Consider the following 26933-nt stretch of genomic DNA (forward strand, 5'->3'; position numbering starts at 1 on the left):
GAGAAAGGGGATAACGTCACCTTTCTTTTTTCTTGCAGTGTTAAAGGTAACTGTCTTTGTCATTCTGGTTAAGAAGGAGTATGGCGTAAGATTTAAGCGATATTAAGACTCCTATTTTTGTGTTATAATGAAGTGATTGAGGTGTTTTATGCGAATAGATAAATTTTTAGTTGATTATGGGATTGGTTCACGCAAAGATGTTAAGCTTATTTTGAAAAAGAAGTTAGTCACTGTTAACGGAGAGATTGTAACCTCTCCCAAATCCCATATTAATGAAGTTGAGGATGTGGTGACTTATCAAGGTGAGCAGCTGGTTTACGAAGAATACCTTTATTATGTGTTGAACAAACCAACAGGTGTTATTTCAGCTACTGAGGATAATCATCATCGGACGGTCCTTGATTTATTGGATGACAAGGCCAGACAAAAGGAGGTCTTTCCAGTCGGACGCCTTGATATTGATACAACCGGTTTACTCTTGTTAACTAATAATGGTCAACTGAGCCATGCCATGTTATCTCCTAAAAAGCATGTCGACAAGGTTTATGAAGCTTGTGTTGATGGGATAATGACAGATGATGATATCAAGGCATTTGAAAATGGTATCCAGCTGTCAGATTATCTTTGCCAACCAGCCCTGCTAGATATCAACAAGGTGGATGTTGAAAGAGGTCAATCAGTTGTCCGTATCACCATCCATGAGGGGAAATTTCATCAAGTCAAACGTATGGTAGCGGCCTGTGGTAAGACAGTGTTGACTCTGAAACGGTTAAGTATGGGCCCCTTGAGTTTGGATAGTGAGCTTAAAGAGGGTGAGTGGAGACGTTTATCAGCTGAAGAATTAGAAGCGTTATCACATTTTGGGGTGAGCTTGTAGCTGATAAGTTAGTGATTCTTAATAGGTTATTTTAAATCTGTCTTAACTAGCATGTGCAGAATGGTGTATTAAATAGCGGATCTTATTTAGTTATGTTGGAGGATGATAAAAAGCACTACTAGTATCTCATGAAGAGATATCTAGCAGTGCTTTTTCGTATGAATGGTTTATTATCCTATACCTGATTAGGTGATCATAAGTGTGTTAGATTGCCCATTCGCCTCCGCGGAAGATTGGAACACGTTCACCGTCAGCAGTGATACCGTCAATATCCATGTGTTCAGAGCCAATCATGAAGTCAACGTGAGCAGTTGAACGGTTTAGACCCGCAGCTTTAAGTTCTTCTTGAGTCATTTCTGTACCACCTTCAACACTAAAGGCGTAAGCAGAACCGATAGCCAAGTGGTTTGAAGCATTTTCGTCGAAAAGGGTATTGAAGAATGTTAGTCCTGATAATGAGATAGGCGTTTTGTGAGGAACAAGTGCTACTTCACCAAGAGCGCGTGCGCCATCGTTTTCTTCGATCAAGCGTTTAAGGGTCTCTTCCCCTTTTTCAGCAGTTGCTTCGACAATTTGCCCATCTTTAAAGGTAAACTTCATGTTCTCAATGACAACACCAGCGTAGCTAAGGGGTTTTGTTGATGATACATAACCTTCGGCACGGCGGAAGTCGGGTGCTGAGAAAACTTCTTCCGTTGGCATGTTAGCAATGAATTTTTCACCACGACTGTTATAGCTACCTGCTGCTTGCCAGCTATGATTTTTAGGCATACCAAGTGTCAAGTCAGTACCTGGTGCACGGTAGTGAAGGGCATCGAATTGTGCTTTGTTAAGGATATCTGCTTTTTCAGTCAGACGTGCTTCGTGTTCGTCCCATGATTTGATAGGATCTTCGTCGTAAACACGGTTCATCTTGAAGATAGCATCCCATAGGGCATCCACTTGCTCTTCGCTTGTCTTAAGGTCTGGGAATACCATTGCTGCCCATTCTGGACTTGAAGCAGCCACAAGGTTCCAGCTGACTTGGTTTGATTGTGTTGCGATACGTTGGTTAGCTAAGGCAATTGATGTTGCCTTAGTAGCTTCTTGGAGACGTGTTGGGTCAACGCCTGCAAAGGCATTTGGATCTGCTGAGCGAACAACCAAACGGCTTGCCTTTTTATCAAGGAAATGGTTTGATTTCTCAACGATGTAATTTGGCACAGTTGTTAAACGGTCAAGATCTGCATGGAGGAATTTAGCACGTGTGATTTTGTCATCTACGTAATCAACAACAACTTCAGCAGCACCGTATTCATAAGCTTTGTTAGTCAATAAACGAGCGAATTCTGCGTGATTAACATCAATAGTGATAATGATTGTATGTCCTTCTTGAACATTGAGGCCTTTAGCAATAAGCAATTCAGCATATTTTTCAAGGTTCTCTTTAAAGTTAGGTAAAACCATAATTAACTCCTTTTCAAATTAAATTGTACCTACCTACTTTATCATAAAAGCCTTGATTTCTCAAATCAGAGTCGTGTATTTTTGTTTTGAGATTTGTCGTGAAAGACCGTGTGATGATTTGCGTAATTCAGTGTTTTATGGTAATATTGAGGAAATGACTGGTTTGGGGAGTGTACCTTGTTGTTAGCCAGTTAGCTATTTTAAAATTAAGAGGTAATGATTGTGGCATTTGGAGATACTGGACCACGTAAGAAAACGTTATTTGAAAAGTTAACATTAGTTGTTGTGATTTTGATGGTGTTAATTACCATTGGGTCACTGGTGTTTAGTGCGATTGCAGCAATGAGTTAAAAGAGCGCCTTTGGCGTTTTTTTATAATGGTAATGATTAAAGCATAGCAGTCTATAAGTGTTTAAAACGTTATTAACGATTTAGTGTGCTGCTATTTTTACTTTTGGGAAATGACTATTACAGGATTAAGTGTGATGTTCTGAAAGTGTGTTATAAGTGAAAAGGGCTTGAAGTGATGGAGCTGATTGCCTGATAAGGAGAAGTGTATGAGTATGTTTTTAGATACTGCCAAGATTTCAGTTAAAGCTGGTCGAGGTGGTGATGGTATGGTGGCTTTCCGCCGTGAAAAATATGTGCCAGATGGTGGTCCTTGGGGCGGCGATGGAGGACGGGGAGGCAATGTTATCTTTGTTGTTGATGAAGGTCTCAGAACCTTGATGGATTTCCGTTACAATCGTAAATTTAAAGCCCAATCAGGTGAAAAAGGGATGACTAAAGGGATGCACGGTAAAGGTGCCAAGGACCTTTATGTTCGTGTGCCTCAAGGGACAACTATTCGCGATGCAGAGACAGGTAAGGTCATTACAGACCTCGTTGAACATGGTCAAGAATTTGTTATAGCTCATGGTGGTCGAGGTGGACGTGGTAATATTAGGTTTGCAACACCCCGTAACCCAGCACCCGAAATTGCTGAAAATGGTGAGCCGGGTGAAGAACGTGAGTTACAGCTAGAGTTGAAAATTTTAGCTGATGTTGGCTTGGTTGGGTTTCCATCTGTTGGTAAATCAACCTTGTTAAGTGTGGTTTCAGCAGCTAAACCTAAGATTGGTGCTTATCACTTTACAACCATCGTACCAAATTTGGGTATGGTTCGTACGAAGTCCGGTGAGAGTTTTGCTATGGCTGATCTTCCAGGACTGATTGAAGGAGCCAGTCAAGGTGTTGGTCTTGGTACCCAGTTCCTTCGTCATATTGAGCGCACACGTGTTATCTTACATGTGATTGATATGAGTGCTAGCGAAGGGCGTGATCCCTATGAGGATTATGTGGCTATTAACAACGAATTAGAGACCTACAATTTACGACTAATGGAACGCCCTCAAATCATTGTTGCCAATAAGATGGATATGCCTGATGCAGAAGATAATCTAGCTCTATTTAAAGAAAAATTAGCTGCTAATTATGATGAATTTGACGAACAGCCTATGATTTTCCCGATTTCAGGAATTGCTCAAAAAGGCTTAGATGCACTACTTGATGCAACGGCAGACTTGTTATCTAAGACAGATGAGTTCTTGCTTTATACTGAAGAAGACATACAAGATGACGAAGCTTATTATGGCTTTAATCCTGATGAAAAACCATTTGAGATTACACGTGACGATGATGCCGCTTGGGTACTTTCTGGAGAAAAACTAGAAAAACTCTTCGTCATGACCAATATGGAACGTGATGAGTCTATCATGAAATTTGCTCGTCAGCTTCGTGGTATGGGTGTTGATGAGGCCCTTCGTGAACGTGGTGCTAAAGATGGTGACATTGTTCGCTTGGGCAATTTTGAATTTGAATTTGTAGATTAGGCAAGAAAGGCAAATGTTATGGGTGATAAGCCGATATCCTTTAAGGATAAGGATGGCAACTTTGTGTCAGCTGCTGATGTATGGACGGCAGAAAAACTAGAGGAGCTGTTTAACACCTTAAATCCGAATCGAAAGCTCCGTTTAGAGCGTGAGCGTCTGGCTAAGGTTGGTGAACAGTAAGATTTAGAATGTTAGATTAGTATTGCTTTACTTTTTAGTACGGTTTCTTTAAACCTTAGAGTAGATATCATTAGTAGGTAAGAGCAAGCTCCTGATAAGCTTGTAAGACTGGTGACTTTAGATGAAATAGGAGGCTAGGATTTTTGTCCTAGTCTCTTATTTGATGTACTTATGGTCAAACTGTTACAAACTGTTTCGATTATCCAGATGATGTTGTTTCAGTTGCATTTGGTTGAGTTCATAGACGGTATTGCAAACCTCGTGGATAAAGGCCCTATCATGAGAAACGGTGATGAGGGTGCCAGTGAAGTCTTTTAACAAGCGTCTGATTTCGGGTTGACTAGTTGGTGACAGATAGCGAGTTGGTTCGTCTAGGAGCAAGACGGTTTTACGGTCTAAAACCATTTTGGCAAAGAGTAGTTTAGCCATTTGTCCACCAGAGAGTTGGTTGATACCATGTTCGACTTCTTGTCGGTGAAATTTGAGACTGGCAAGTAGTTGGCGTCCTTCTTCCTGTTTATCTCTTGTGAGGTAGTCGATGACTGATTGGTTGCTAGTGAGGATATCCTGATAGGTCTGGGGCATATAGGCGACTTCATCAGGGTATTTTTTGGTTAGGTCTTGATAGAGTTTATGGAGGAGTCGGCTTTTGCCGATACCATTTTGTCCTACAATGGCTATTTTGTCTTGTTTGTAAATGGTCATGTCACAAATTTGACCTGTCTCTAATAGTTCTTGCTCATAGATAAGGAGAGCTTGATGACCTTTGATTTCCTTTGCGTTTGTAAAGGTAAGGTTAATCGTGTCAGGATTATCTGGTAAAGGGGTAAAGTTTTGGCTTTCTTTGTCAAAGCGTTTTTCTCGTGATAGGAGATTTTTCATCTTTTTCTTGAGGAGTCGCCCCTCACTATCGCTTCGAGTATTGTTTAAGGCATGGTGGACGGCTGACTTGGCACGATTGAGTTTATCCAACCGTTTTTGATGGTCTTCGCGCTCTTTATGAGCACGTTGTGTTTGCTTGAAAATGCTGTCAGAGCGTTCTTGCTGATAAGTTAGATAATCAAGGTTAGCTGTTGTTGTCCGACATTCGTGATGTTTTTTGACCTGTTCCAAATGAATCAATTTGTTGGCAGTGGCTTTTAGGAGGTACTCATCATGTGAGATAAAGATGATAGTGATGGGAGCTGTTTTGATATAGTGTTCCAACCAAAGTAGGCTGTCGAGGTCCAAATCGCTTGATGGTTCATCTAGTAATAAGAGGTCGGGTTCTTGAGCTAATGCCTTGATGACTTGTAGTTTAAGACGTTCGCCACCAGATAACTCGCCTATGGTTTGGCTATTATCGTCAAAACGTTGGCTATCAAATTGCAGTTGGCTAGCCAGCTGGTAGAGGATATTGTAATCATAATGTGCAATGTCTACATCGTGATACAAAAACTCATGAATGGTCTGTTTGAGCGTATGTTCATCTAAGATTTGTGGTAGATAGGTGGTTTTACTGAAATGATTGCTGATTTCTCCTGTCACCAAGACATAATCATTGACAGTTTTTTCCTTAGCCAGAAGTGCCATCAAGGTTGATTTTCCGGTTCCTTCTTCGCCGATGATGGCAACTTTATCTTGAGGATTGATGGTTACATTTAAATTTTTGATGAGTGGTTGAAGGTCTTTTTGGTGTGTTAGGGATACATTGGTGAGTTTTAGCATGCTTGTTCCTCTCTTTTTGTTTCGACATAAATGGTATGATAGACATCAGAAAAACCCTGCTTTATTCAAGCAGGGTGAAGAAAAGGGCACATCAAAAGACACCTCATAACGTTTGGTGCACAACGAACCTAGCAAGACAAGATAACTTCAAACCATACTGAATAAAGAAGAGTATTTTGTTTGGTTATGCGTTGTTCACTGCTAGCTCCTCCGAATCATTTTTTTCTATTTTATCATTTTTTGAAAACGTCGTCAAATAGTTATCGTTAAAATATGGAGCTTACTTGCTTCTTTTGATAGCATCATTAGTAATCAAATGGTGTTTCATCTATAGCTATAAATTCTACTTTTACAGGTAATTCGATTGATTGAAAAGGCAGGAAAAAAGTGGCATAAGGCATGTTTTTTTGGTATAATTAAATGATATGTAGACTTTTTTAGGAGGATGACATGACCCATGTTTTTATCATAGGTAGCCGTGGTTTGCCTGCCATGTATGGTGGTTTTGAGACCTTTGTCGAGGAACTGGTTAAAAATAGACAGTCAGATGCGCTCACTTATCATGTGGCATGTCTTTCTGATACAGAACACCATACTCATTTTGATGTTATGGGTGCTGATTGCTTTACCATCAATCCTCCTCAGTTGGGACCTGCTAGAGTAATTGCTTATGATATGATGGCAATTAGTTATGCGCTGACATTGGTCAAAAAACAAGGGATTAAGCGACCTATTTTTTATGTCTTAGGCAATACGATTGGCCCTATGATGGCACCTTTTGTGAGACGTATTCATGCCGTTGGTGGGGTGTTCTATATTAATCCTGATGGCTTGGAGTGGAAGCGTGCCAAGTGGTCAAAGCCTGTTAGAGCTTATCTCAAATTGGCTGAAAAAGCTATGACTAAGGTTGCTGATTTGGTGATTGCGGATAATAGCGGTATTGAAAAGTACATCCAATCGGCCTATCCTTGGTCAAAGACGATGTGCATTGCTTATGGAACAGACACAAAACCTTCACAACTAACAGCAGGGTCGGAAACGGTTAAACGTTTTTTCAATGACTGGTCTATCAAGGAAAAAGCTTATTATTTGATTGTGGGGCGCTTTGTTCCAGAAAATAACTATGAAACCATGATTAGTGAATTCATGCGATCTGAAACGGAACGTGATTTGGTGATTATTTGTAATCATGACGGCAATCCTTATTTTAATGAACTGCTACAAAAGACACATTTTGATCAGGATAAGCGGGTGAAATTTGTCGGAACAGTCTATGATAGGGAACTTCTTACTTACATCAGACAGTCGGCATTTGCTTATATTCATGGGCACGAAGTTGGAGGAACTAATCCAGGTTTGCTGGAGGCTTTAGCTTACACAGATATGAATTTGATTTTTGAGGTTACCTTTAATCAAGAGGTGGCGCGTGATAACGTTTTATACTGGCGTAAAGACATGACTGATTTGGCAAAGCTCATTGATGGTGTAGATGGTCAGTCTGATTTTTCAGCCTTTGGTCAAAAGGCTAAGGCTCATATTGATGAGCAGTATAGTTGGCAGAAAATTGTCAGAGAGTATGAGGATTTATTTTTAAATGAAAGTTAATATCTTGTTAGCTACATACAATGGCGAAAGATATCTTGCCCAACAGATTGAAAGTATCAGACAACAAACCTTCAAAGAATGGCACTTGCTTATTCGTGACGATGGCTCTAGGGATAAGACGGTTTCTATCATTGAAGAATTTGTTAAAAAAGATCCCCGTATCAGTTTTATAAACCCTGATCAGCGTGATAATATTGGTGTTATCAATAATTTTTTTACCTTGCTCAAACATGATAAAGCCGATGTGTATTTTTTTAGCGATCAAGATGATGTTTGGCTGCCTAATAAGCTTGAGGTGACTTTGACGACGGCTCAAACTTACGACATGGCCGAGCCTCTGATGGTTTACACCGATTTAAGTGTGGTCAATGATAGGCTTGAGATGATGCATGAGAGCATGATTCGTACCCAATCACATCATGCCAACACCAAATTACACCAAGAACTAACTGAAAATACGGTGACTGGTGGGACGGCTATGATTAACCATGCTTTAGCTGAGTCTTGGACAAGTGCGAATGGTCTTTTGATGCATGATTGGTATTTAGCTTTGGTGGCGTCGGCTATCGGGAATTTGGTCTATATTGACCAACCGACTGAGCTATATCGGCAGCATGAAAGCAATGTGTTAGGCGCCAGAACCTTATCTAAACGGATGAAAAATTGGTTGAATCCTCAACAACTCGTGAGCAAATACTGGTGGCTTATCAGGTCAAGCCAGAAACAAGCGAAACAGTTGCTTGCTTTAGACTTATCAGAGGATAAGAGAGAGATGATTGAACATTATGTGTCCTTACTGGATAAACCATTGCTAGAAAGGGCCAGAACCTTAAAGACTTATGGTTTTGCCAAAAACAGGGCCTTTCATACCTTTGTTTTTACAACCTTAATATTAACCAAATTTGGTTATAGGAGAGAATTGAGATGAGTTTTTTGACAGATAAAAATCGTATATTACTCAAAGAAATGGTCAAAACTGACTTTAAGCTGCGGTATCAAGGAAGTGTGATCGGGCATTTATGGTCCATTTTAAAACCCATGTTGTTATTTAGTATTATGTATTTGGTCTTTGTCCGTTTTTTGAGATTTGATGATAAGGCTCCTCATTATGCTGTTCGACTATTATTAGGAATGGTGACCTGGAACTTTTTTGCTGAAGCGACTAACATGGGTATGTTGTCAATTGTTTCTAGGGGTGATTTGTTGCGGAAACTCAACTTTCCAAAAGAAATCATTGTTTTTTCGTCGGTAACTGGAGCAGCGATTAACTACGCCATTAACCTTGCGGTTGTTATGGTCTTTGCCCTAATCAGTGGCGTAACGTTTAGCTGGACAATTATTTTCTTGTTTCCCTTGTTTATGGAGTTAGTCTTATTGGCGACGGGTGTAGCCTTTATTTTAGCGACAGTATTTGTTAAGTACCGTGATATTGGTCCGATTTGGGAAGTTGTCTTGCAAGCAGGCATGTACGCGACACCGATCATCTACTCAATCGCGTTTTTAGTGCAACGAGGACAATTAACAATTGCTAAAGTGATGTTGCTAAGTCCTTTGGCTCAAACCATTCAAGATTTACGTCATTTTTTGATTTATCCAGGGAGTATGACGGTTCGTGAAGTGATTGATCATCCTTTGCTTGTCATGATTCCTTATAGCCTTCCTATTATCGTGTTTGGTTTAGGTTATACGGTTTTTCATAAAAATGCTAAGTATTTTGCGGAGATTTTATAATGACAACTAAGCAGATAGCAGTAAATGTAGCACATGTGAGTAAGTCTTTTAAACTGCCCACAGAAAGTACACAGAGTTTAAGAACTGCTCTTGTGAATCGATTTAAAGGCATTAAGGGCTACAAAAAACAAGAGGTTTTGAAAGACATTAGTTTTGAGGTTTATAAGGGCGATTTTTTTGGTATTGTTGGGCGTAATGGTTCAGGAAAGTCAACACTTTTGAAAATTATATCGCAAATTTATATTCCTGAAAAAGGCCAAGTCGCCATTGATGGCAAATTAGTGTCCTTTATCGAGTTGGGGGTTGGTTTTAACCCTGAACTAACTGGTAGAGAGAATGTTTACATGAACGGCGCTATGTTGGGTTTTACCACGTCTGAAATTGATGCCATGTATCATGATATCGTTGATTTTGCCGAGTTGGGTGACTTCATGAACCAAAAACTCAAGAATTATTCCAGTGGAATGCAAGTTCGTTTGGCTTTTTCAGTTGCTATCAAGGCACAGGGAGATATTTTGATCCTTGATGAAGTACTAGCTGTGGGTGATGAAGCCTTTCAACGTAAGTGTAATGACTACTTTCAAGAACGTAAGAAGTCTGGCAAGACTACCATTTTAGTGACTCATGATATGTCTGCTGTTAAAAAATATTGTAACAGGGCTGTCTTGGTTGAAGACGGCTTAGTCAAGGCTTATGGCGATCCTTTTGATGTCGCTAATCAATATAGTGTGGATAATGTTGATTTAGGAATATCTGTTGAAGATCATGCTTCAGCAACGAAGACTAGCTTCGTGACAAACCTAACTGTTACACGTCTTTCTCCTGAGATGGTGTCACCAAATGATGACATTGCATTTGAGGTATCTTACGATGTATTACAAGATATAGAGACACATCTTGTTTTCTCTCTGACAGATATTGACCGAAAAATTTGGATTTACAACGATAATACTAAAGACCAGATTACTCTAACGCAAGGGCATAAAAAATACCGTTACATCTGCCAATTAGCTCATATGAATGATATGAATTTGAGGTTAGAAGTAACTGTTCTAGGAAAAGATGGGCAAATGTTGGCTTTTGCAGATAAGGATAATAGCCCAATGGTATTGGTAAGACGTCAAGATATATTGCCAGATGATATTTCAGCATTGGATTCCGCTACAGGACTTGTTCAGAGAAATGGTGTTTGGCAGATAGAGGAGTAGGAGACAGTTGTTATGGAAAAGGTCATGGTTTCAATTGTATGCACTAGTTACAATTATGGTCAGTATATTTCACAAGCTATAGATAGTTTTTTAGCACAGAAGACAACATTTTTATATGAGATTTTGCTGATAGATGATTGTTCTACAGATGATTCTTTAGCCATTTTACAGGATTATCAAGCAAGATTTCCAGAGAAAATTAGGGTTTTTACTAATGAAATAAACTTAGGACCGACCAAAACGTGGATTAAGATCTGCCAAGAGGCAAAAGGGCAATACATTGCTCGATGTGATGCAGATGACTATTGGATAGATGATTTAAAATTACAGAAGCAATATGACTTGTTGAGGGCTAATCCTCAAGCTAAATGGTGTAATACAGACTGTCATATTGTTGATGAAAGTGGAAGTTTAATCCATGAGCATGTTTTTAAAAATCAAATCATACCCTTGGCTGATACCTATGAAAAGTTACTAGCTACCAAAGGAATGACCTTACCTTCCTCATGGCTTGTTGAGACTAAATTGATGCAAGAGGTTAATCAGATGATTGACCCGACATCCGTAGATGATACCTTTCCTATGCAACTAGAGTTTTATCAGACGACCCCATTGGTTCATCTCTCAGAACCTGCCGTGGCTTATCGTATGACCATAAATTCTGATTCGAGACCTCAATCTGACGAGAAAATTTCCTATCGATTAGATGGTTTGTTGGCGACACAACTGGACTATTTAGAAAAGTATCCAGAAAGAGATATGCAAGCTATTGCCAAGATACAGGCTAGGCATGATGTATGGCAGGAAAAGCGAATTTTTGACTTCAATCAAGAATTGGTACGCTTAAAAGATACTCTCAAAGAGCTTAATCAAGAACGAGAGTCCTTAAAAGTAGAGTTAGAGCAGAAGACTCATGATTTGGAACTGCTTAATAATCAATACCATGCTGTCATTGGTTCGAGACGTTGGATTATCCCAACAAAGATTTTGAATATTTTTAGGAGAAATAAATGAATCGTTTGTTACTTTATGTCCATTTTAATAAGTATGGGCAAATAAGTGAACATGTTAAATATCAATTAGAGAAACTACGCCCTTTATTTTCTAAGGTTGTGCTGATTTCAAATAGTCCCGTATCCATTGATAATCAAACGTTGCTTACTGAACATGGTTTGATGAATGATTTTATACAGCGTAAAAATGAGGGATTTGATTTTGCGGCCTGGAGTGATGGTATGTCTGCCATTGGTTTTGATCAGTTAACCCAATATGATTCCGTTACCTTAATGAATGATACATGTTTTGGCCCTTTGTGGGATTTAGAACCTATTTATCAAAATTTTGAGAGAAGATCTTCTGTTGATTTTTGGGGGATGACCAATCATAGAGCGACCTCTGATTTTAAAGAGCATTTGCAGAGTTACTTTTTATCTTTTAAGCAATCAGTAGTTCAGAGTGACGTTTTTCTTGAATTTTGGCAAGGTATTGAAAGTCATACTGAAGTTCAGACTGTGATTGATTTATTTGAGACACGATTAACGACATTATTGGTTGATGCAGGATTTAATTACGATGCTGTTTTTGATACGAGAGAGGCTAAGATGGAGTTTATGGCCTTTCCAGATTTTTCTTTCTATAATCCGACAGAAATTATTAATCGTAGAGTTCCGTTTTTAAAGGTCAAAGCCATTGAAGGCAACCAAAATACAGCTGCTTTTATCTTGGAGGAGTTGTCAAAAATTTCGGACTATCCCGTTTCGTTAATCAAGTACCACATGGCTATGATGTTTTCACCGACGGCTAAGTATTTGATGAAGGATAAATATGAGCTTTTGCCGACTGAGAAAGAAGTTGTGACAGATAAAAAAATAGCGATTCATTTACATGTCTTTTATCCCGATTTGTTAGCGGATTTTTTAGCTGTTTTTAAGACCTATTCATTTTCTTATGATTTGTTTATCACAACGGATAGTAATACTAAGGTGGCAGAGATATCAGCGATTTTAGAAACTTTTGGCCAATCAGCTAGTATTGACGTCACTGGCAATCGTGGTCGTGATGTTTTGCCAATGTTGAAGTTAAAAGACAAGTTATCAGGATATGATTATATTGGTCATTTTCATACTAAGAAATCCAAAGAGGCTGATTTTTGGGCAGGTGAATCTTGGCGTAATGAATTAATTGCTATGTTGGTCAAGCCTGCTGGATCAATCATAGAGCGTTTGGAAGAAGATGACCATTTAGGGCTTGTTATTGCAGATATTCCGACTTATTTCCGATATGTGCAGTTAGATCCCTACTATGAGAACTCTCTTTCCGACCTCATGATGACTCTTTGGGAGCAAATGGGGCTTAAAAAGTCAATTGATTTTTCAACCTCCTCCAACTATGTTATGAGTTATGGAACATATGTTTGGTTTAAGTATGATGCTTTGAAACCTCTCTTTGATTTGGGTTTGACAGATGGTGATGTCCCTCAAGAACCCTTACCTCAAAGAAGTGTTTTACATGCCATTGAGCGCTTAGTGGTCTATGTGGCCTGGGCACAGGGATATGATTTTTTAATCTCACAAAATAAAGAGTTATTGCCTCCGTTTATTGAAGTAGCAGCCTTAAATACCGTAGAAAAAACAGCTGTCACACCATTTTCGACAGTTGATTTCACTTATTTTGGTGGCTTGAAAGGGGCATTGAAATACTTTGTCTTTGCAAATAAGACGGTTCTTTTATATGTAATAAAGAGAATAACTAAGGGGAGATTCTAAATGTATTCTTCAGAAGACTTTTCCAAGATTGTTTATAATTCCATAAAAAAAATTGACTTTTTAAAAATATTAAATGTTATTTTTATGGTTATGTTTACTATGATGAATATTTTTTACATTGTAGGCTATACCGTTTCAAATTTTTATGGGATTAAAGTTGATGGTTTTTCTTCAGTAGGCTTATTTGCTTATATCATTTCGCTTTTGGCTTATGGCTACTATCTATCCCCTTATTTGTCTCTTAGAACTTTTAGCCTTTGGATTATAGGTTATGTTATTTATTTAATGAGTTCATATCTCATATTTTTATCTGAGTTTATTAATAAAGCAGACTTTAAACCAGAGCAGACATTTATGAGAGATTTTTGGGAAATACGTTATCTGCCTACTATGTTATTGGTTATATTGATAGCGATTTTATTTAGGGTTCTGTTTAACTATTGGTACATAGAAGAGTTAGAATTTTTTGAGTTGCCTCCTAATATAGTACTATCAGGACTTCTTTTCAATACCATTATGTGTGATTCACGTGTTACAGAGTATTTTATTTCTAATTTTAAAACATTCTTCGAAACAAGTGGTGGTCAACAATTATTTAATCAATTATTTTCGTTATTGGCTACACTCATACTCTTTTTAGGTCCAATTTGCTACTTTTTGATTAAGTCTATTGACAGTATCCTAAGAAATAGAAGTCACTTTTCTCTAGCGGTTACTTTTAGTCTAGTATTTGCGATTGTATTTAATTATACTTTACAGATGGGGGTACAAGGCAAGGAGCAGCTTTTAGGAAAGTATATTTTCCCAGGTGCGATACTATATCAGATTATTTTCCTGTTTATTTTCTTTCTTTTGCTATATTCATTGATTAATAGATTCTTATCAGCTACCTTAATTATTATTGTATTAGGGATAGCAGCTTCTGTAGCAAATGTTTTAAAAGTAGAAATGAGAAGCGAACCACTCTTGGTTTCAGATTTGGTTTGGGTTAAACAAATCGGTTTATTGTTAGGATTTATTGATTTTTCCTTCACTTTGCTTGGTGCTTTGATTATATTAGGTTGTGGATTTGTATACTACATAATGAGAAAATATATCTTGAAGGGAAAGATGATAAAAAGTTTATTGTTACAATTTGCAGTGATTGCTAACATTCTATTTTTTGTCAGTGCAGTAAGTGCGGTATTTAAGCAAGAAGATCATAAAAAATTACCTTCTGATATTCCTATTATCTCAAAATTAAATAACTGGGCAGATATTAACTATCTTGGTTTTGAAGTGAATGCACGATACAAATCTCTGGCCTTTGTTTGGACAAAGCAAATATTTAAAGATATTATGTCCAAACCAGACGGCTATAGTAAAAGTACAATTTCGGCTCTTTATCAAAAATACAAGCAGAGAGCTGATGAGATTAATGAGACACGTACAGGTTCATTGGAAGATGAAACAATTATTTATCTATTGAGTGAAAGTTTTGCTAATCCTGATGATATAGAAGGGATCTCAACTTCATACAATGTTATTCCTAATATTACCAATATTAAGTCTCAGACAACTAGTGGTTTTATGAAGTCTGATTTTTATGGTGGTGGTACAGCTAATATGGAATTTCAAGCCTTAACTGGCTTACCGTTTTATAATTATTCCACTGTTTCTACAGCTTATTTAGAAATTGTTCCAAAAATGTCTTTTTTACCATCTGTCAGTCATTATTTTGAACCAAAAAATCGTGTTGTCATCCATCCATCAGATGCTAGAAATTATGATAGGCAATCCATCTATGAAAGATTATTATTCGAGAGCCTTTTATTTGAAAAGGAGATTGGTAAAATAGAACCTACTGTTGGTGTATATACTAGTGATGAAGCGCTTTATAATTTCATTTTAGACCAAATAGAACCATCTGAAAGTCAGTTCTTCTCAGTTATCTCAATGCAAAATCATGCCCCTTGGAGTGTTAATGATCCCCAAGATTTAGAGATATCGTCTGATGGATTAAATGAGGACGAAAAAAGCAAACTGCTGAATTTTTCAAGAATGTTAACTTATACAGATAAGGCTACATTAACATTTTTGGAAAAACTAAAGACAATTGATAAGAAGGTCACAGTCGTTTTTTACGGCGATCATCTACCAGGGTTGTATCCTGATTCAGCATTTAAAAAATCACCTGAACGAAAATTTATGACAGATTATTTTATTTGGAGCAATTATCAAGAACAAAAAAATAACCATGATCTTGTTAATTCAAGTGATTTTATAGCTGCGCTATTAGAGCATACTAATGCCAAAGTCAATCCATATACAGCACTACTGACAGATGTTTTAAATGAAGCTAGTGTAGATAAGAATAACTTAAATGAAGTACAATCTCAAATTGCTAAAGATATGCAACTGATACAGTATGATATTTCAGTTGGTAAAGGCTATATATTAGCATATGATGACTTTTTCGGTATATCAATCACTCCTTAAAAATTGTAAAAGTGAAAGGAACATTAACAATTAATGAAAGAAAAAATTGCGGTTTTATTGCCAGCTTATAATGAAGAAATTACCATTGTGAAGGTCATTGAAGATTTTAGAAGGGAACTGCCACATGCTGACATCTATGTTTATGATAATAATTCGAAAGACAATACGAATTTATTGGCAAAACAGGCTGGTGCTATTGTAAGATTCGAACCTCGACAAGGTAAGGGTAATGTTGTGCGAACCATGTTTAGAGAGATTGATGCTGATTATTATATTATGGCTGATGCAGATGATACCTATCCAGCTAATGAGGTTCATAAATTATTGGAGCCACTTAGAGCTAATTTGGCAGATATGACTATCGGAGATCGATTATCTAATGGAACATATTCAAAAGAGAATAAACGTGGATTTCACAATTTTGGAAATAATTTAGTGAAAGGTTTAATTAATAAACTTTATAAGGGTCATTACAATGATATTATGACAGGTTATAGAGGGTTTAATCGTTTATTTGTTAAAACATTTCCGGTTTTATCACCAGGATTTGAAATTGAAACAGAACTTTCAATCCACTCATTAGATAAACGATTTAAATTGGTAGAAGTGCCAATTACTTATCAAGATAGACCACTAGGTAGTGAATCTAAACTGAGTACATTCTCAGATGGTTTTAAAGTTTTGAGAATGATTTTTAACTTGTTTAAAGATTACAAACCTTTGATTTTTTTTAGCCTAGTATCAATCGTATTTTTTCTGTTTGGTCTTTTATTTGGAGTTCCTGTTTTATCAGAATTTGCGAGGACTGGTTTGATTTCAAAAATTCCTTCCGCAGTTTTGGCGACAGGACTAATGATTCTATCAGTTTTATCTTTTGTTGCTGGCGTTATTTTAGATACAGTGGTGCGACAAAATAGAATGCAATATGAATTGAAGGTTTATGAGTTCTATGAAAATAATCGATCAGATTCTCAAATTTAGATATGTTATCGCCATCTTTGTTTTCATCTTTAGTGTCTGTTTTAGTTTTCATGGTAGCTCGATTAATAATTGGTCAAATTTTGGTGTGAGAGAATTTACAGATGGAAAACAAGAGATGGTTCCTAGTATTTCATCTGATAATGGTCAATTTAATCTTTTGTCATACGTGTGGCAATGGGGAACATCATCAGAAAGTTCAGATAGCGTGATTTTGGGTACTCCAAAAATGATAAGAACAGATGAATGGCTTGTGCAAACCCCATTCTATCTTTCTCAAGTTAGTCAAGATTTTCCTTTGATAAACGATCGCTATGGAATGTCTGGACAGAATATGATTGTAGCTTATAATGCCCCTGTAAAGCATATTTCAGTTATTGGAAAACCATTTAATTGGGGCTTTTTATTTCTTGGATCGGAGAAAGGTCTTTCTTGGTATTGGTCTTTTAAACTCATAGTAATGCTATTATTGGCTTATGAGTTTTCATTGATATTGACACAAAAAAATAAATATCTATCGGCTTTAGGAGCCTTTTGGATAACCTTTACACCATCGATTCAATGGTGGTTTATGCAGCATTTAGGAGATATTGTTTTTTATACTTTGGCTATAGTTGTTTCGATGTACCATTATTTTTGTAGTACTAAGATTACTCAGAAGTTGTTACTAGCTGCTATACTCACTTCTTCTCTAATAGGATTTGTTCTTGTTATTTATCCGGCTTTCCAAGTACCTTTCGCGTATTTTATCCTTTTTGCTTTCATCGTTTTTTTATGGGATTATATCAAGCAGAAGAGATTCCGGAAACATGATGTTGTGTTGATTTCTATGTCATTGTTATTGTCTTTTGGAATAATTGGTTATAGTCTATATGAAAGCCACGAAGCGATAAGTGCGACATTAAATACCATTTATCCTGGTCATAGGATTTCTATTGGTGGAGACCTACCTCTAAATAGATTGTCGGATATTGTTTTGTCACCATTTTTGGCATTCAGTGTACCTCATTATCTCAATCAAGTTGAATTATCTAATAGTCTTAATATATTACCTTTTATCTATCTGACACTACCGTTTAATTGGAAAAGATTAAATTTTGAAAAAAATAAGCTAGCTCTGTTAATTTTAGCTTATGCCTTATTACTATTTTTTTACACATTTATTAGTATTCCTGAATTTATTTCAAGGGTCACTTTATTTAGCTTTGTAACGAGTTCTAGAGCATGGCAAGCTTTATCTGTGATATCTGTTTTTATGAGTATATGGTATATTGATATCCTATGGAAACAGTCATTAAAATATAATAAATTCTATATGATAATGATACTGATCATTGTAAGCTTCCTATCTTTTATTTCTATGTCAAACGCTGATATGGTGGTGTACGTTGGAAAAAAAATGATCTTACTATCCTTGTTAGCTATTCTCCTAGTGTTGATTTCTGTAATCTATAAATTTAAGAAAAGTTTTGTACTTCTCATGTCCTTATTAATCTTTTTATCTGGTATGACCATTAACCCATTAGTAAAAGGGTTGGATACGATATATTCTAAAAGGTTATCTCAGATGATTCAGTCAATCCAAGCTAGAGATGCGCAAGCAGTTTGGGTATCAGATGGAAATCTGTATAATTATCCACAAATGCTAGGTGTGAAAACCTTAAATAGTGTCAGATTTTATCCTGACTTTAAGATGATGTCTAAAATTAGTTCACTTAAAGAAGATGAAATATTTTGGAATAGGTATTCTCATATCAAAGTTACTTCTAATCCGGTAGAAACAGTTGAGATGTCTAATCCAGCTCCTGATGTTTTAGAATTGAAACTTCCTCCAAGCCATTTAGCTGAACTAGGAATAAAGTATGTATTAACCCAGGAAAACAATTATTATAACTATGTTGATTATTTCAGTTTGATATATGGTCCTGATCAGGATGGTAATATTATTCTTGAATTAGGAAAAGGTGAGTAAATTGAAGGAAACAAGACGTCAAAGACGTGAGCGACGAAAAAAAGGTGAATTAAAATTTATATTAAGTTTACTTACTTTATTATTTTTACTAATCATCGTTTATATTTTTTTATTAAGCCAAGAAACTTCACAGAGTCCTTCAAAAGTTATGACATCCATTTTTTCATATCATAACAGTTCTGAAGCTAAAGAAAAGTTTTCTGTCAAGGAACACGTTATATTAAATAGTAAGATATCTAAGAAATTTAACCTTGAAAATCAGGTGGGAACTGTCAAAAGAGTCAGCCAAAGAAGTAAGGATGGTAAAACAGAGTTTTTTTATGATGTCACTTTTTTAGATAAAACGATAACAGATATTGAAGAGAAATTTATTAATCATATGATTACTAAGTTTAAAATAGGCCAAGTTGTTGGTTATTTAACTGGTGGTTCTGAAGGGGAAGAGGGAGAAGTTTTAAGTGTGGAAATACTTGATGGTAAGGAGTATTACACTATTAACTATAAGCTTAGTGGTATAGTAACAAAATTAACGTTTGAAGACTTAATTTATATTGAGGAATTAAGTCTAAAACAAGAAGCATCACCATCTGATAATAATAAGGTTATTCAAAATGCTATAGAAAGATCTAAAAATTATGCTTATACAATCCTAAAATTTCCGAAAGGGCGTTACAAGATTGGTAGTAAAATGCCCGATAAGGATTATTTACTATTATCCTCTAATTTAGAGTTAGTAGGTCAGGAAACTATTTTAGAGGTTATTGGTTCTGCAAGGTGGTTTGGTTTGGCAACGGGTCCAGAAGCAACGGATGGATTATCTAATTTTGTTATGGCTAATTTAACTATAACAGCTTCTGATTTACAAAATGGTAATCAATTTATTTTAATGGCGAATCATGGTTATAATTGGAATATTTTTGATAATACTTTTACAATGGTTCATGAAAAGTCTAGTCATGTTTTTGATTTAGGTGGTGTCCAAAATGTCATCTTTAATCGTAATAGTTTTATTGGCTATGCTCCTGAACTGAGAGATATCAATATGTTAGGGGATATAACGAGCCATAATGTTTACTCTGAGGCGATTCAATTAGATGCTTCTAGTATTCATAAAGAATGGGATGCTAATTTAATAAAAAAAATAGATAAAGATTATGTTGCAAATAATCCTACAGAGATACTGTCACATAATATTTTTATTATGAATAATAGATTTCTTCCCTTTAGACATGCTAATGGTCAAGTTATTGCCCACAGTGCAACAATTGGCCAACATTCTAGTAGTGTAGGCTATGCTGAAGTATATGGTAATTATTTTGAATCTCCCCTTGTTAACAGGGTAACTGCACCTAGTGATGAGGAATGGTTGTTTAAACCAATTCATCTTCAGTCAGATAATGCTCTGATTTATAATAATGAGATTGTCCCTTAATCCTCCCCTTTTTCGAATGTTATAGGTGTGACTATGATATTTGAAAAGGGGATTTTTTGATGATAAAATGGCGTTCATCTTTGTATACTTGTCTTATTTTGGGGACTTTATTAGCAGGTCCTACGGGGGTATTGGCTAAGGAAGGGCCTCATTTGATGAGGAATGATACTGACGAGTTACTCTATGATGTATCTAAGCATAGGTCATCTAGTTTGTTGCCTCGTGTGGAACAGTTGAGTCATCGGGGGCGTTTGGTGATAGATGGGGCATTTGATTCAGGGGAGCTTGTGACAGCTATTTGGTCTGAACAGAATGGACAAGATGATTTATTATGGCAACCATATCAACCGTTTGATACTTTTGCTGAAGCGACTTTTCAGACACCTGAAAAAGGAACCTACCATCTTCAAACCTTTCACAAGGATAAAGATACTCTGAGGCTAGTTCATACTGCTAGAATTGAAAGTTTGGGATTACCCCACTATAAAATAGAACCATCAGATAGGGGGCATTATAAAATAGATATTAGTAATGTGGCAGATGAAATCGTGAGCATCTACTTACCTACATGGTCGGATGTTAATGGGCAAGATGATATTTTCTGGTATAAGGCAGAGCCTTTGGAAAAGGGACATTACCACCTGTCTTTGGACTTGGCAGCGCATCGTGATAGTGGACAGTATCAGGTGCATGTATATGGTGAAACTAGAGATGGCAAACGAATAGGCTTACTTACAACAGATGGCTTTCAAGTGGAACAAAAGCTAGTTAACCATAATCAGCCAGTGACCTTGTCTCCTAACACCTATCCTATTGGGCAATGCACTTGGGGTGTAAAGGAGCAAGCGACTTGGGTTGGTAATGACTGGGGAAATGCACGTGATTGGGGTGAAAGTGCGCTAGCTAGAGGATTTAGCGTAGGAAAAGAGGCGAGAGTTGGAGCAGTGGTTGTTTGGCCCCATGAGGGGTTAATTGATGGTGTGGTTTATGGTCACGTCGCCTATGTGACAGATGTACGCAGTAATCAAGAGATTAGGGTGACCGAATCTAACTATGGTGGTCAACTGTCGCTTGCAGACTATCGTGGTTGGTTTGACCCTAACCATGTGTTCTGGGGTGGTGATGTGTATTATATCTATCCTAATGAATAGACTATTCTATCATTTAGAAGATAAGCAGGAGGATTTGAACTATCCATGACAGTTGCTTCTTAGATTAGGTTCCTTATTATCTGACAAATGATGATTTGGCAATCATAAAATAAGGGCAAGATGAGGCTTTTTTTGATATAATAGAATTACTGTTTACAAAGAAAGGCAACTCATGTCAAAGTACCTAAGTGTTTCTCATTTGACCCACTATTTGAAGTTGAAATTTGAGCGTGATCCGTACTTAGAGCGGGTGTATTTGACTGGTCAGGTTTCCAATTTTAGAAAACGCCCCACCCATCAGTATTTTTCCCTCAAAGATGATAAAGCTGTGATTCAAGCAACCATGTGGGCAGGTGTTTTCAAGTCACTTCCATTTGAAATAGAAGAAGGCATGAAGTTGAATGTCGTTGGGCGTATTCAACTTTATGAACCAGGTGGCTCTTATTCTATTATCATTGAGAAAGCAGAGCCGGATGGAATAGGTGCCTTGGCTTTGCAATTTGAACAACTGCGTCGAAAACTAACGGAACAGGGCTATTTTGATGCCAAACATAAGCAAGAACTACCCCAATTTGTCACTAATATCGGTGTGGTGACTAGTCCCAGTGGTGCTGTTATCAAAGATATTTTGACGACGGTTTCGCGACGTTTTCCAGGTGTAAACATCATCCTTTATCCGACAAAGGTTCAAGGGGAAGGGGCGGCTCAGGAGGTAGCTCGCAATATCACACGTGCCAATGAGAGAGATGACCTTGATTTATTGATTGTTGGTCGAGGCGGAGGTTCCATTGAGGATTTGTGGGCTTTTAATGAGGAAGTCGTTGTTCAGGCTATTTTTGAGTCACGCCTACCTGTTATTTCTAGTGTCGGTCATGAGACAGATACCACTCTTGCAGATTTTGTCGCTGATGCGCGTGCAGCAACACCAACAGCAGCTGCAGAATTAGCAACCCCTGTGACAAAAGCTGATGTCTTAGCTTTTTTAAGAGAGAGACAACACCGGCTTACACAAGCGGCTCAACGGCGTCTCTCACTTGGTCAGGAACGTCTTGCCAAGCTTAATCAGTCGGTCATTTTTAGACAACCAGAGCGTCTATATGATTCGTACTTGCAAAGGTTGGACAAAACAACTCTGCACTTACAAAACTTGTCACGCCTACAGTTTACTGAATGTGGACAAAAGGTTCATCTATTACACCAACGTTTGTTGGGCTTGGATATCTTATCTAAGGTTCGTCATAGTCAAGAACAATTAGAAAGTCTCGAGCGCTTTTTGGTATCGCAAATCAAACAACAGTTTGACCGTCACCAGAAGCGATTTGAACAGGCACAACAGGCCTTGATTTCCCTTGATACCACTCGGATTATGTCAAGGGGCTATGCGCTTGTTAAGCAAGACAACAAGATTATTGATAGTGTCTCATCTATGGTTATTGGAGATAGGCTGACGGTTGAATTACAGGATGGTCAGGTTGATGTGGAGGTAAAAAATGTCAACAAAAACATTTGAAGAAGAATTAAAGGAACTAGAGAGCATTGTGGCTCGTCTTGAAAATGGGGATGTCCCTTTGGAAGAAGCGATTTCAGAATTTCAAAAAGGGATGGCTTTGTCAAAAGGTTTGCAAAAGACCTTAATGAAAGCTGAAAAGACCTTATTGAAGGTTATGCAAGCTGATGGAACAGAAAAGGAAATGGAATAACTCTTGGAAAACGAACGTCAACAGGTTACACAAGCTATTTTAGACTTTTACAAAAAGACTCCTGTCTCAGAGGACTTAATTGAAGCCATCACTTATTCAATCAATGCTGGTGGCAAGGGAATTCGTCCTCTTATGTTTTTAGCCATTCTCAAAGGCTTTGGTAAGCAGATTGAGCAGGTTGACTATCAAGTGGCAGCTAGTGTTGAGATGATTCATACAGGTAGTCTTATTCATGATGACTTACCTGCCATGGATAATGATGATTACCGTCGCGGTCAGTTAACCAACCACAAAAAATTTGATGAAGCTACGGCTATTTTAGCAGGAGATAGTCTCTTTTTGGATCCATTTGGACTATTAGCAGATATTGATTTACCAGCGACGACTAAAGTTGCGCTAATGAAGGCATTGTCAGAAGCTTCTGGTACTTTTGGCATGGTTGGAGGTCAACTATTAGATATGAAAGGCGAGGAACAAGACTTGTCTTTGGAGGATTTGCGACGTATCCATGCTAACAAGACTGGAAAACTTTTGACCTTTCCTTTTATTGCTGCTGGCATTGTCAATGGTTGTTCAGAAAAGGTCATCACTTGCTTGAGGGAAGTTGGTGAATTGGTTGGTTTAGCCTTCCAAGTCCGCGATGATATCTTAGATGTGACTGCTAGTTTTGAAGAACTTGGCAAAACCCCACAAAAAGATCTCCTTGCTGAAAAAGCAACTTATCCAAGCCTGATGGGATTGGAGAGCTCAAAAGCTTTCTTAAAGGATACCCTAAGCCAAGCTCGTCTTATTTTAAAGCAGCTATCAGAAAGTGATACGTTTGATGCTTCCTTTATTCTTGAAATAATAGAAAGGTTAGACTTAGATGCCTAAAGAAAGAGTAGATGTACTTGCCTTTAAACAAGGTTTATTTGAGACACGTGAGCAAGCCAAACGTGGTGTTATGGCAGGTTTGGTAGTCTCGCTTATCAATGGAGAACGCTTTGATAAACCTGGTGAAAAAATTGATGACAGTACTGAATTGAAATTAAAGGGTGAAAAGCTCAAATATGTTAGTCGAGGTGGTCTCAAGTTAGAAAAAGCCTTAGCTGTCTTTGATATTTCTGTCGAGGGTTTAACAACTCTTGATATTGGTGCGTCAACGGGAGGTTTTACAGATGTCATGCTACAAAGTGGTGCCAGTCATGTTTATGCCGTTGATGTCGGTACGAATCAGTTAGTTTGGAAATTGAGGCAGGATAGTCGTGTTCAGAGTATGGAACAGTATAATTTCCGATATGCAGAACCGGCGGATTTTGCGACACCAAGACCTCAATTTGCCTCTATTGATGTGAGTTTCATATCACTTGGTTTAATTTTACCAAGTCTATACCAAGTGTTAGAAGATGAGGGGCATGTTGTTGCTCTCATTAAGCCCCAGTTTGAAGCGGGTCGAGAGTTTATTGGTAAAAATGGTATTATCAAAGACAAGTCAGTTCATGAGGGAGTCTTGAAGGATGTGCTGGCTATGGCAGTAGAAAATGGCTTTAGTGTGCTTGGTTTGTCTTATTCACCGATACAGGGTGGACAAGGTAATATTGAATTTTTAGCCCATTTGCAAAAAGTACAACCTCAAGAGAATCATATTGCCAACCTGATTCACGATTTAGTCATACAAGCTCATGAGGAGTTTAAAGAAAAATGAGAAAAAGCGAACGAATTGAGTTAATAAAAACCATTATTACTAATCATAAGATTACAAGACAAAATGACTTATTGGCAAAGTTGGAAGAAGCATCAGGACTACTTATGACACAAGCCACGATTTCAAGAGATATGAATGAACTCGGCATTGTAAAGATTCCTTTGAAAGACGGCAGTTATATGTATTCGTTACCAGAGGATAAAGAAGCTAAGCCAGAAAGTCAGCCCATTGGAGTTAAAGATGTTGTTAGGCACCTATCGCCTGAAAATGATGAAGTCCCTACTATGTTGTCTTTATCACTGGTTCCTGGCAATGGTAAGTTTGTAAAAAGGACGCTTTTAGAGATTTTTCCTACACACATAATGTCTGTTATTGCTGATGATGATAGTGTCTTAATCATTGCTTTATCAAGAGAAGCGGCTTTGGAGATAAGACGTGAGCTTACCACTTGGCTTACCTCGTAGGTTAGGAGTTTTATGTTACTTGAGATTTCGATTAAAAATTTTGCCATCATTGAAGAAATCACCTTGCATTTTGAGAATGGTATGACTGTTCTGACAGGTGAAACAGGGGCTGGTAAGTCCATAATCATTGATGCGATGAATATGATGTTAGGAAGTCGTGCTAGTACAGATGTCATCAGACACGGTAGCACAAAAGCTGAGATTGAGGGACTGTTTTCATTGGTGTCTAATCCAGCTTTAGACAGTTTACTGATTGACAATGGGATTGATCCCTCAGACGAGCTAATTATTCGTCGCGACATTTTTCAAAATGGTCGTTCAGTAAGTCGTGTGAATGGTCAGATGGTTAATTTAACAACCTTAAAAGCGATTGGGCATTACCTAGTTGATATTCATGGGCAACATGATCAAGAAGAATTGATGAGACCTCAAAAACACATTTCTATGTTGGATGCCTTTGGAGATGAGGCTTTTTGGGAGATGAAAAACATCTATAGAACAACGTTTGAGTCTTATCGTCAGCTTCGTCAACAAGTCTTAACCAAACAAAAAAATGAGCAGGAACATAAAGCCAGAATCGAGATGTTAGCTTTTCAGTTGGCTGAAATTGAAGCTGCTGACTTAAAACCCGATGAAGATCAGATTTTGTTAGGGAAGCGAGATAAATTGATGAATCACAAGCATATCGCTGATACATTGACCAATGCTTTTGTCATGCTAGATAATGAAGAGTTTTCAAGCCTGTCCAATGTACGTTCGGCTATGAATGATTTACAAAGTATTGAAGAATATGACGATGACTACAAAAGTTTGTCTCAGTCACTATCGGACTCTTATTATACTTTAGAGGAAGTGACTAAGCGATTGGGAGATGTGATTGATCAGTTGGACTTTGATGCAGACTTGCTTTATCAGATTGATATGCGATTAGACGTTATCAATACTATTACTCGTAAGTATGGCGGCAGTGTTAATGAAGTCTTGCATTATTTTGATAATATTAGTAGGGAATATCATCTTCTATCAGGGAGCGATAAATCAACAGATGATTTAGAAAAAGAACTCAAATTATTAGAAAAGCAACTGATTGAGAATGCTAGTCTTCTCAGTCAAGAAAGGCATCGCCTAGCCCTCAACCTTGAAGAAGATATCAAAATGGAGTTGAAGGACCTCTACATGGATAAGGCACGTTTTCAAGTGCATTTTGACAAAGGTAAATTCAATCGTGAGGGCAATGAGATAATTGAGTTTTATATTTCGACTAATCCTGGAGAAAGCTTTAAACCACTTACAAAGGTAGCTAGTGGCGGTGAATTATCTCGCTTGATGTTGGCCATTAAATCAGCCTTTGCCAAACGGGATAATAAGACAAGTATTGTCTTTGATGAAGTTGATACAGGAGTTTCTGGTCGAGTGGCACAGGCTATCGCTCAAAAAATACATAAGATTGGCTCTCATGGTCAGGTTTTAGCGATTTCTCATTTGCCTCAAGTGATTGCTATTGCAGATTACCAATTTTTTATTGAAAAACAAAGCAATGAACAAAAAACAGTCTCCACAGTTCGCTTGTTAACTGAAGAGGAAAGGGTTGAAGAAATTGCTAAAATGCTTGCTGGTAGTGATGTTACAGATGCTGCAAGAACTCAAGCAAAAGCCTTGCTAAAACGCTAATAGCTTACAAATC

23 protein-coding genes are annotated in these 26933 nt (G+C 37.4%); 21 read left to right on the forward strand and 2 right to left on the reverse strand.

The genetic code is table 11. The annotated features are described in order from the left end of the window. Positions 1-148: 148 nt before the first annotated feature. Entirely contained in the window at positions 149-877 is a 729-nt protein-coding gene (locus tag ACVRZH_RS03445; protein WP_447453929.1) for a pseudouridine synthase, read from the forward strand. A gap of 204 nt (positions 878-1081) precedes the next feature. Here ACVRZH_RS03445 and ACVRZH_RS03450 read toward each other — a convergent pair whose 3' ends face one another. Then, the gene (locus ACVRZH_RS03450) at positions 1082-2323 is read right to left on the reverse strand and encodes an aminopeptidase (protein ID WP_447453930.1); all 1242 of its coding nucleotides are present in this window, start codon (positions 2321-2323) and stop codon (positions 1082-1084) included. A gap of 222 nt (positions 2324-2545) precedes the next feature. On the opposite strand from ACVRZH_RS03450, the gene ACVRZH_RS03455 reads away from it, so the two are divergent. From ACVRZH_RS03455 to ACVRZH_RS03465, 3 genes are all read left to right on the forward strand, one after another. Further along, a complete protein-coding gene (locus ACVRZH_RS03455; RefSeq protein ID WP_447453931.1) occupies positions 2546-2674 on the forward strand; it encodes a DUF4044 domain-containing protein in 129 nt (42 codons plus the stop codon). 206 nt (positions 2675-2880) lie between these two features. After that, positions 2881-4194 (forward strand): GTPase ObgE, encoded by a 1314-nt coding sequence (obgE, locus tag ACVRZH_RS03460; protein WP_447453932.1) that lies wholly within the window; start codon positions 2881-2883, stop codon positions 4192-4194. Positions 4195-4212: 18 nt separating this feature from the next. Next, positions 4213-4374 (forward strand): hypothetical protein, encoded by a 162-nt coding sequence (locus tag ACVRZH_RS03465; RefSeq protein ID WP_447453933.1) that lies wholly within the window; start codon positions 4213-4215, stop codon positions 4372-4374. A 183-nt stretch (positions 4375-4557) separates the two neighbouring features. Here the strand turns inward: ACVRZH_RS03465 and ACVRZH_RS03470 are convergent, their stop codons facing one another. Next, a complete protein-coding gene (locus ACVRZH_RS03470; protein ID WP_447453934.1) occupies positions 4558-6081 on the reverse strand; it encodes an ATP-binding cassette domain-containing protein in 1524 nt (507 codons plus the stop codon). Between the two features lie 450 nt (positions 6082-6531). On the opposite strand from ACVRZH_RS03470, the gene cps2T reads away from it, so the two are divergent. The 17 genes from cps2T (at position 6532) to recN (ending at position 26920) form a co-directional block, all read left to right on the forward strand. Then, positions 6532-7686, forward strand: coding sequence for a beta 1-4 rhamnosyltransferase Cps2T (gene cps2T / locus ACVRZH_RS03475; protein ID WP_447453935.1), 1155 nt, complete (start codon positions 6532-6534; stop codon positions 7684-7686). Further along, the gene (locus tag ACVRZH_RS03480; RefSeq protein WP_447453936.1) at positions 7676-8614 is read left to right on the forward strand and encodes a glycosyltransferase family 2 protein; all 939 of its coding nucleotides are present in this window, start codon (positions 7676-7678) and stop codon (positions 8612-8614) included. Before cps2T ends, ACVRZH_RS03480 begins: the two co-directional genes overlap by 11 nt. Next, a complete protein-coding gene (locus ACVRZH_RS03485) occupies positions 8611-9417 on the forward strand; it encodes an ABC transporter permease (protein WP_447453937.1) in 807 nt (268 codons plus the stop codon). The genes ACVRZH_RS03480 and ACVRZH_RS03485 overlap by 4 nt, the downstream gene beginning before the upstream one ends. Beyond that, positions 9417-10625, forward strand: a complete 1209-nt coding sequence (locus ACVRZH_RS03490; RefSeq protein WP_447453938.1) for an ABC transporter ATP-binding protein — start codon at positions 9417-9419, stop codon at positions 10623-10625. Before ACVRZH_RS03485 ends, ACVRZH_RS03490 begins: the two co-directional genes overlap by 1 nt. Positions 10626-10637: 12 nt before the next feature. Next, on the forward strand, positions 10638-11639 hold the full coding sequence (locus ACVRZH_RS03495; protein WP_447453939.1) for a glycosyltransferase: 1002 nt from the start codon (positions 10638-10640) through the stop codon (positions 11637-11639). Next, positions 11636-13390: a rhamnan synthesis F family protein gene (locus ACVRZH_RS03500; RefSeq protein ID WP_447453940.1), complete on the forward strand. Its 1755-nt coding sequence runs from the start codon at positions 11636-11638 to the stop codon at positions 13388-13390. Before ACVRZH_RS03495 ends, ACVRZH_RS03500 begins: the two co-directional genes overlap by 4 nt. Further along, entirely contained in the window at positions 13391-15868 is a 2478-nt protein-coding gene (locus ACVRZH_RS03505) for an LTA synthase family protein (RefSeq protein WP_447453941.1), read from the forward strand. A gap of 33 nt (positions 15869-15901) precedes the next feature. Next, a complete protein-coding gene (locus tag ACVRZH_RS03510) occupies positions 15902-16849 on the forward strand; it encodes a glycosyltransferase family 2 protein (protein WP_447453942.1) in 948 nt (315 codons plus the stop codon). Continuing rightward, positions 16818-18818 (forward strand): DUF7657 domain-containing protein, encoded by a 2001-nt coding sequence (locus ACVRZH_RS03515; RefSeq protein WP_447453943.1) that lies wholly within the window; start codon positions 16818-16820, stop codon positions 18816-18818. Before ACVRZH_RS03510 ends, ACVRZH_RS03515 begins: the two co-directional genes overlap by 32 nt. Before the next feature lies 1 nt (position 18819). After that, complete coding sequence (locus tag ACVRZH_RS03520) at positions 18820-20250, forward strand: hypothetical protein (protein ID WP_447453944.1); 1431 nt, start codon at positions 18820-18822, stop codon at positions 20248-20250. A gap of 59 nt (positions 20251-20309) precedes the next feature. Then, positions 20310-21401: a GBS Bsp-like repeat-containing protein gene (locus ACVRZH_RS03525; protein ID WP_447453945.1), complete on the forward strand. Its 1092-nt coding sequence runs from the start codon at positions 20310-20312 to the stop codon at positions 21399-21401. 172 nt (positions 21402-21573) lie between these two features. Beyond that, positions 21574-22911, forward strand: coding sequence for an exodeoxyribonuclease VII large subunit (gene xseA, locus ACVRZH_RS03530; protein WP_447453946.1), 1338 nt, complete (start codon positions 21574-21576; stop codon positions 22909-22911). After that, a complete protein-coding gene (locus ACVRZH_RS03535) occupies positions 22892-23101 on the forward strand; it encodes an exodeoxyribonuclease VII small subunit (RefSeq protein WP_447453947.1) in 210 nt (69 codons plus the stop codon). The genes xseA and ACVRZH_RS03535 overlap by 20 nt, the downstream gene beginning before the upstream one ends. Before the next feature lie 3 nt (positions 23102-23104). Further along, positions 23105-23974 carry a polyprenyl synthetase family protein gene (locus ACVRZH_RS03540; protein WP_447453948.1) on the forward strand — a complete coding sequence of 290 codons (870 nt, stop codon included), beginning with the start codon at positions 23105-23107 and terminating at the stop codon, positions 23972-23974. Further along, on the forward strand, positions 23967-24785 hold the full coding sequence (locus ACVRZH_RS03545; protein WP_447453949.1) for a TlyA family RNA methyltransferase: 819 nt from the start codon (positions 23967-23969) through the stop codon (positions 24783-24785). The genes ACVRZH_RS03540 and ACVRZH_RS03545 overlap by 8 nt, the downstream gene beginning before the upstream one ends. After that, entirely contained in the window at positions 24782-25249 is a 468-nt protein-coding gene (locus ACVRZH_RS03550; RefSeq protein ID WP_447453950.1) for an arginine repressor, read from the forward strand. The genes ACVRZH_RS03545 and ACVRZH_RS03550 overlap by 4 nt, the downstream gene beginning before the upstream one ends. Positions 25250-25261: 12 nt before the next feature. Further along, positions 25262-26920: a DNA repair protein RecN gene (recN, locus tag ACVRZH_RS03555; RefSeq protein ID WP_447453951.1), complete on the forward strand. Its 1659-nt coding sequence runs from the start codon at positions 25262-25264 to the stop codon at positions 26918-26920. Positions 26921-26933: the final 13 nt, after the last annotated feature.

The sequence above is a fragment of the Streptococcus fryi genome, from assembly GCF_053206505.1.

Coding starts and splice junctions, on each gene's coding strand:
- ACVRZH_RS03445 (WP_447453929.1), top strand. CDS start 149: ATGCGAATAGATAAATTTTTAGTTGATTATGGGATTGGTTCACGCAAA.
- ACVRZH_RS03450 (WP_447453930.1), bottom strand. CDS start 2,323: ATGGTTTTACCTAACTTTAAAGAGAACCTTGAAAAATATGCTGAATTG.
- obgE (WP_447453932.1), top strand. CDS start 2,881: ATGAGTATGTTTTTAGATACTGCCAAGATTTCAGTTAAAGCTGGTCGA.
- ACVRZH_RS03465 (WP_447453933.1), top strand. CDS start 4,213: ATGGGTGATAAGCCGATATCCTTTAAGGATAAGGATGGCAACTTTGTG.
- ACVRZH_RS03470 (WP_447453934.1), bottom strand. CDS start 6,081: ATGCTAAAACTCACCAATGTATCCCTAACACACCAAAAAGACCTTCAA.
- cps2T (WP_447453935.1), top strand. CDS start 6,532: ATGACCCATGTTTTTATCATAGGTAGCCGTGGTTTGCCTGCCATGTAT.
- ACVRZH_RS03480 (WP_447453936.1), top strand. CDS start 7,676: ATGAAAGTTAATATCTTGTTAGCTACATACAATGGCGAAAGATATCTT.
- ACVRZH_RS03485 (WP_447453937.1), top strand. CDS start 8,611: ATGAGTTTTTTGACAGATAAAAATCGTATATTACTCAAAGAAATGGTC.
- ACVRZH_RS03490 (WP_447453938.1), top strand. CDS start 9,417: ATGACAACTAAGCAGATAGCAGTAAATGTAGCACATGTGAGTAAGTCT.
- ACVRZH_RS03495 (WP_447453939.1), top strand. CDS start 10,638: ATGGAAAAGGTCATGGTTTCAATTGTATGCACTAGTTACAATTATGGT.
- ACVRZH_RS03500 (WP_447453940.1), top strand. CDS start 11,636: ATGAATCGTTTGTTACTTTATGTCCATTTTAATAAGTATGGGCAAATA.
- ACVRZH_RS03505 (WP_447453941.1), top strand. CDS start 13,391: ATGTATTCTTCAGAAGACTTTTCCAAGATTGTTTATAATTCCATAAAA.
- ACVRZH_RS03510 (WP_447453942.1), top strand. CDS start 15,902: ATGAAAGAAAAAATTGCGGTTTTATTGCCAGCTTATAATGAAGAAATT.
- ACVRZH_RS03515 (WP_447453943.1), top strand. CDS start 16,818: ATGAAAATAATCGATCAGATTCTCAAATTTAGATATGTTATCGCCATC.
- ACVRZH_RS03525 (WP_447453945.1), top strand. CDS start 20,310: ATGATAAAATGGCGTTCATCTTTGTATACTTGTCTTATTTTGGGGACT.
- xseA (WP_447453946.1), top strand. CDS start 21,574: ATGTCAAAGTACCTAAGTGTTTCTCATTTGACCCACTATTTGAAGTTG.
- ACVRZH_RS03535 (WP_447453947.1), top strand. CDS start 22,892: ATGTCAACAAAAACATTTGAAGAAGAATTAAAGGAACTAGAGAGCATT.
- ACVRZH_RS03545 (WP_447453949.1), top strand. CDS start 23,967: ATGCCTAAAGAAAGAGTAGATGTACTTGCCTTTAAACAAGGTTTATTT.
- ACVRZH_RS03550 (WP_447453950.1), top strand. CDS start 24,782: ATGAGAAAAAGCGAACGAATTGAGTTAATAAAAACCATTATTACTAAT.
- recN (WP_447453951.1), top strand. CDS start 25,262: ATGTTACTTGAGATTTCGATTAAAAATTTTGCCATCATTGAAGAAATC.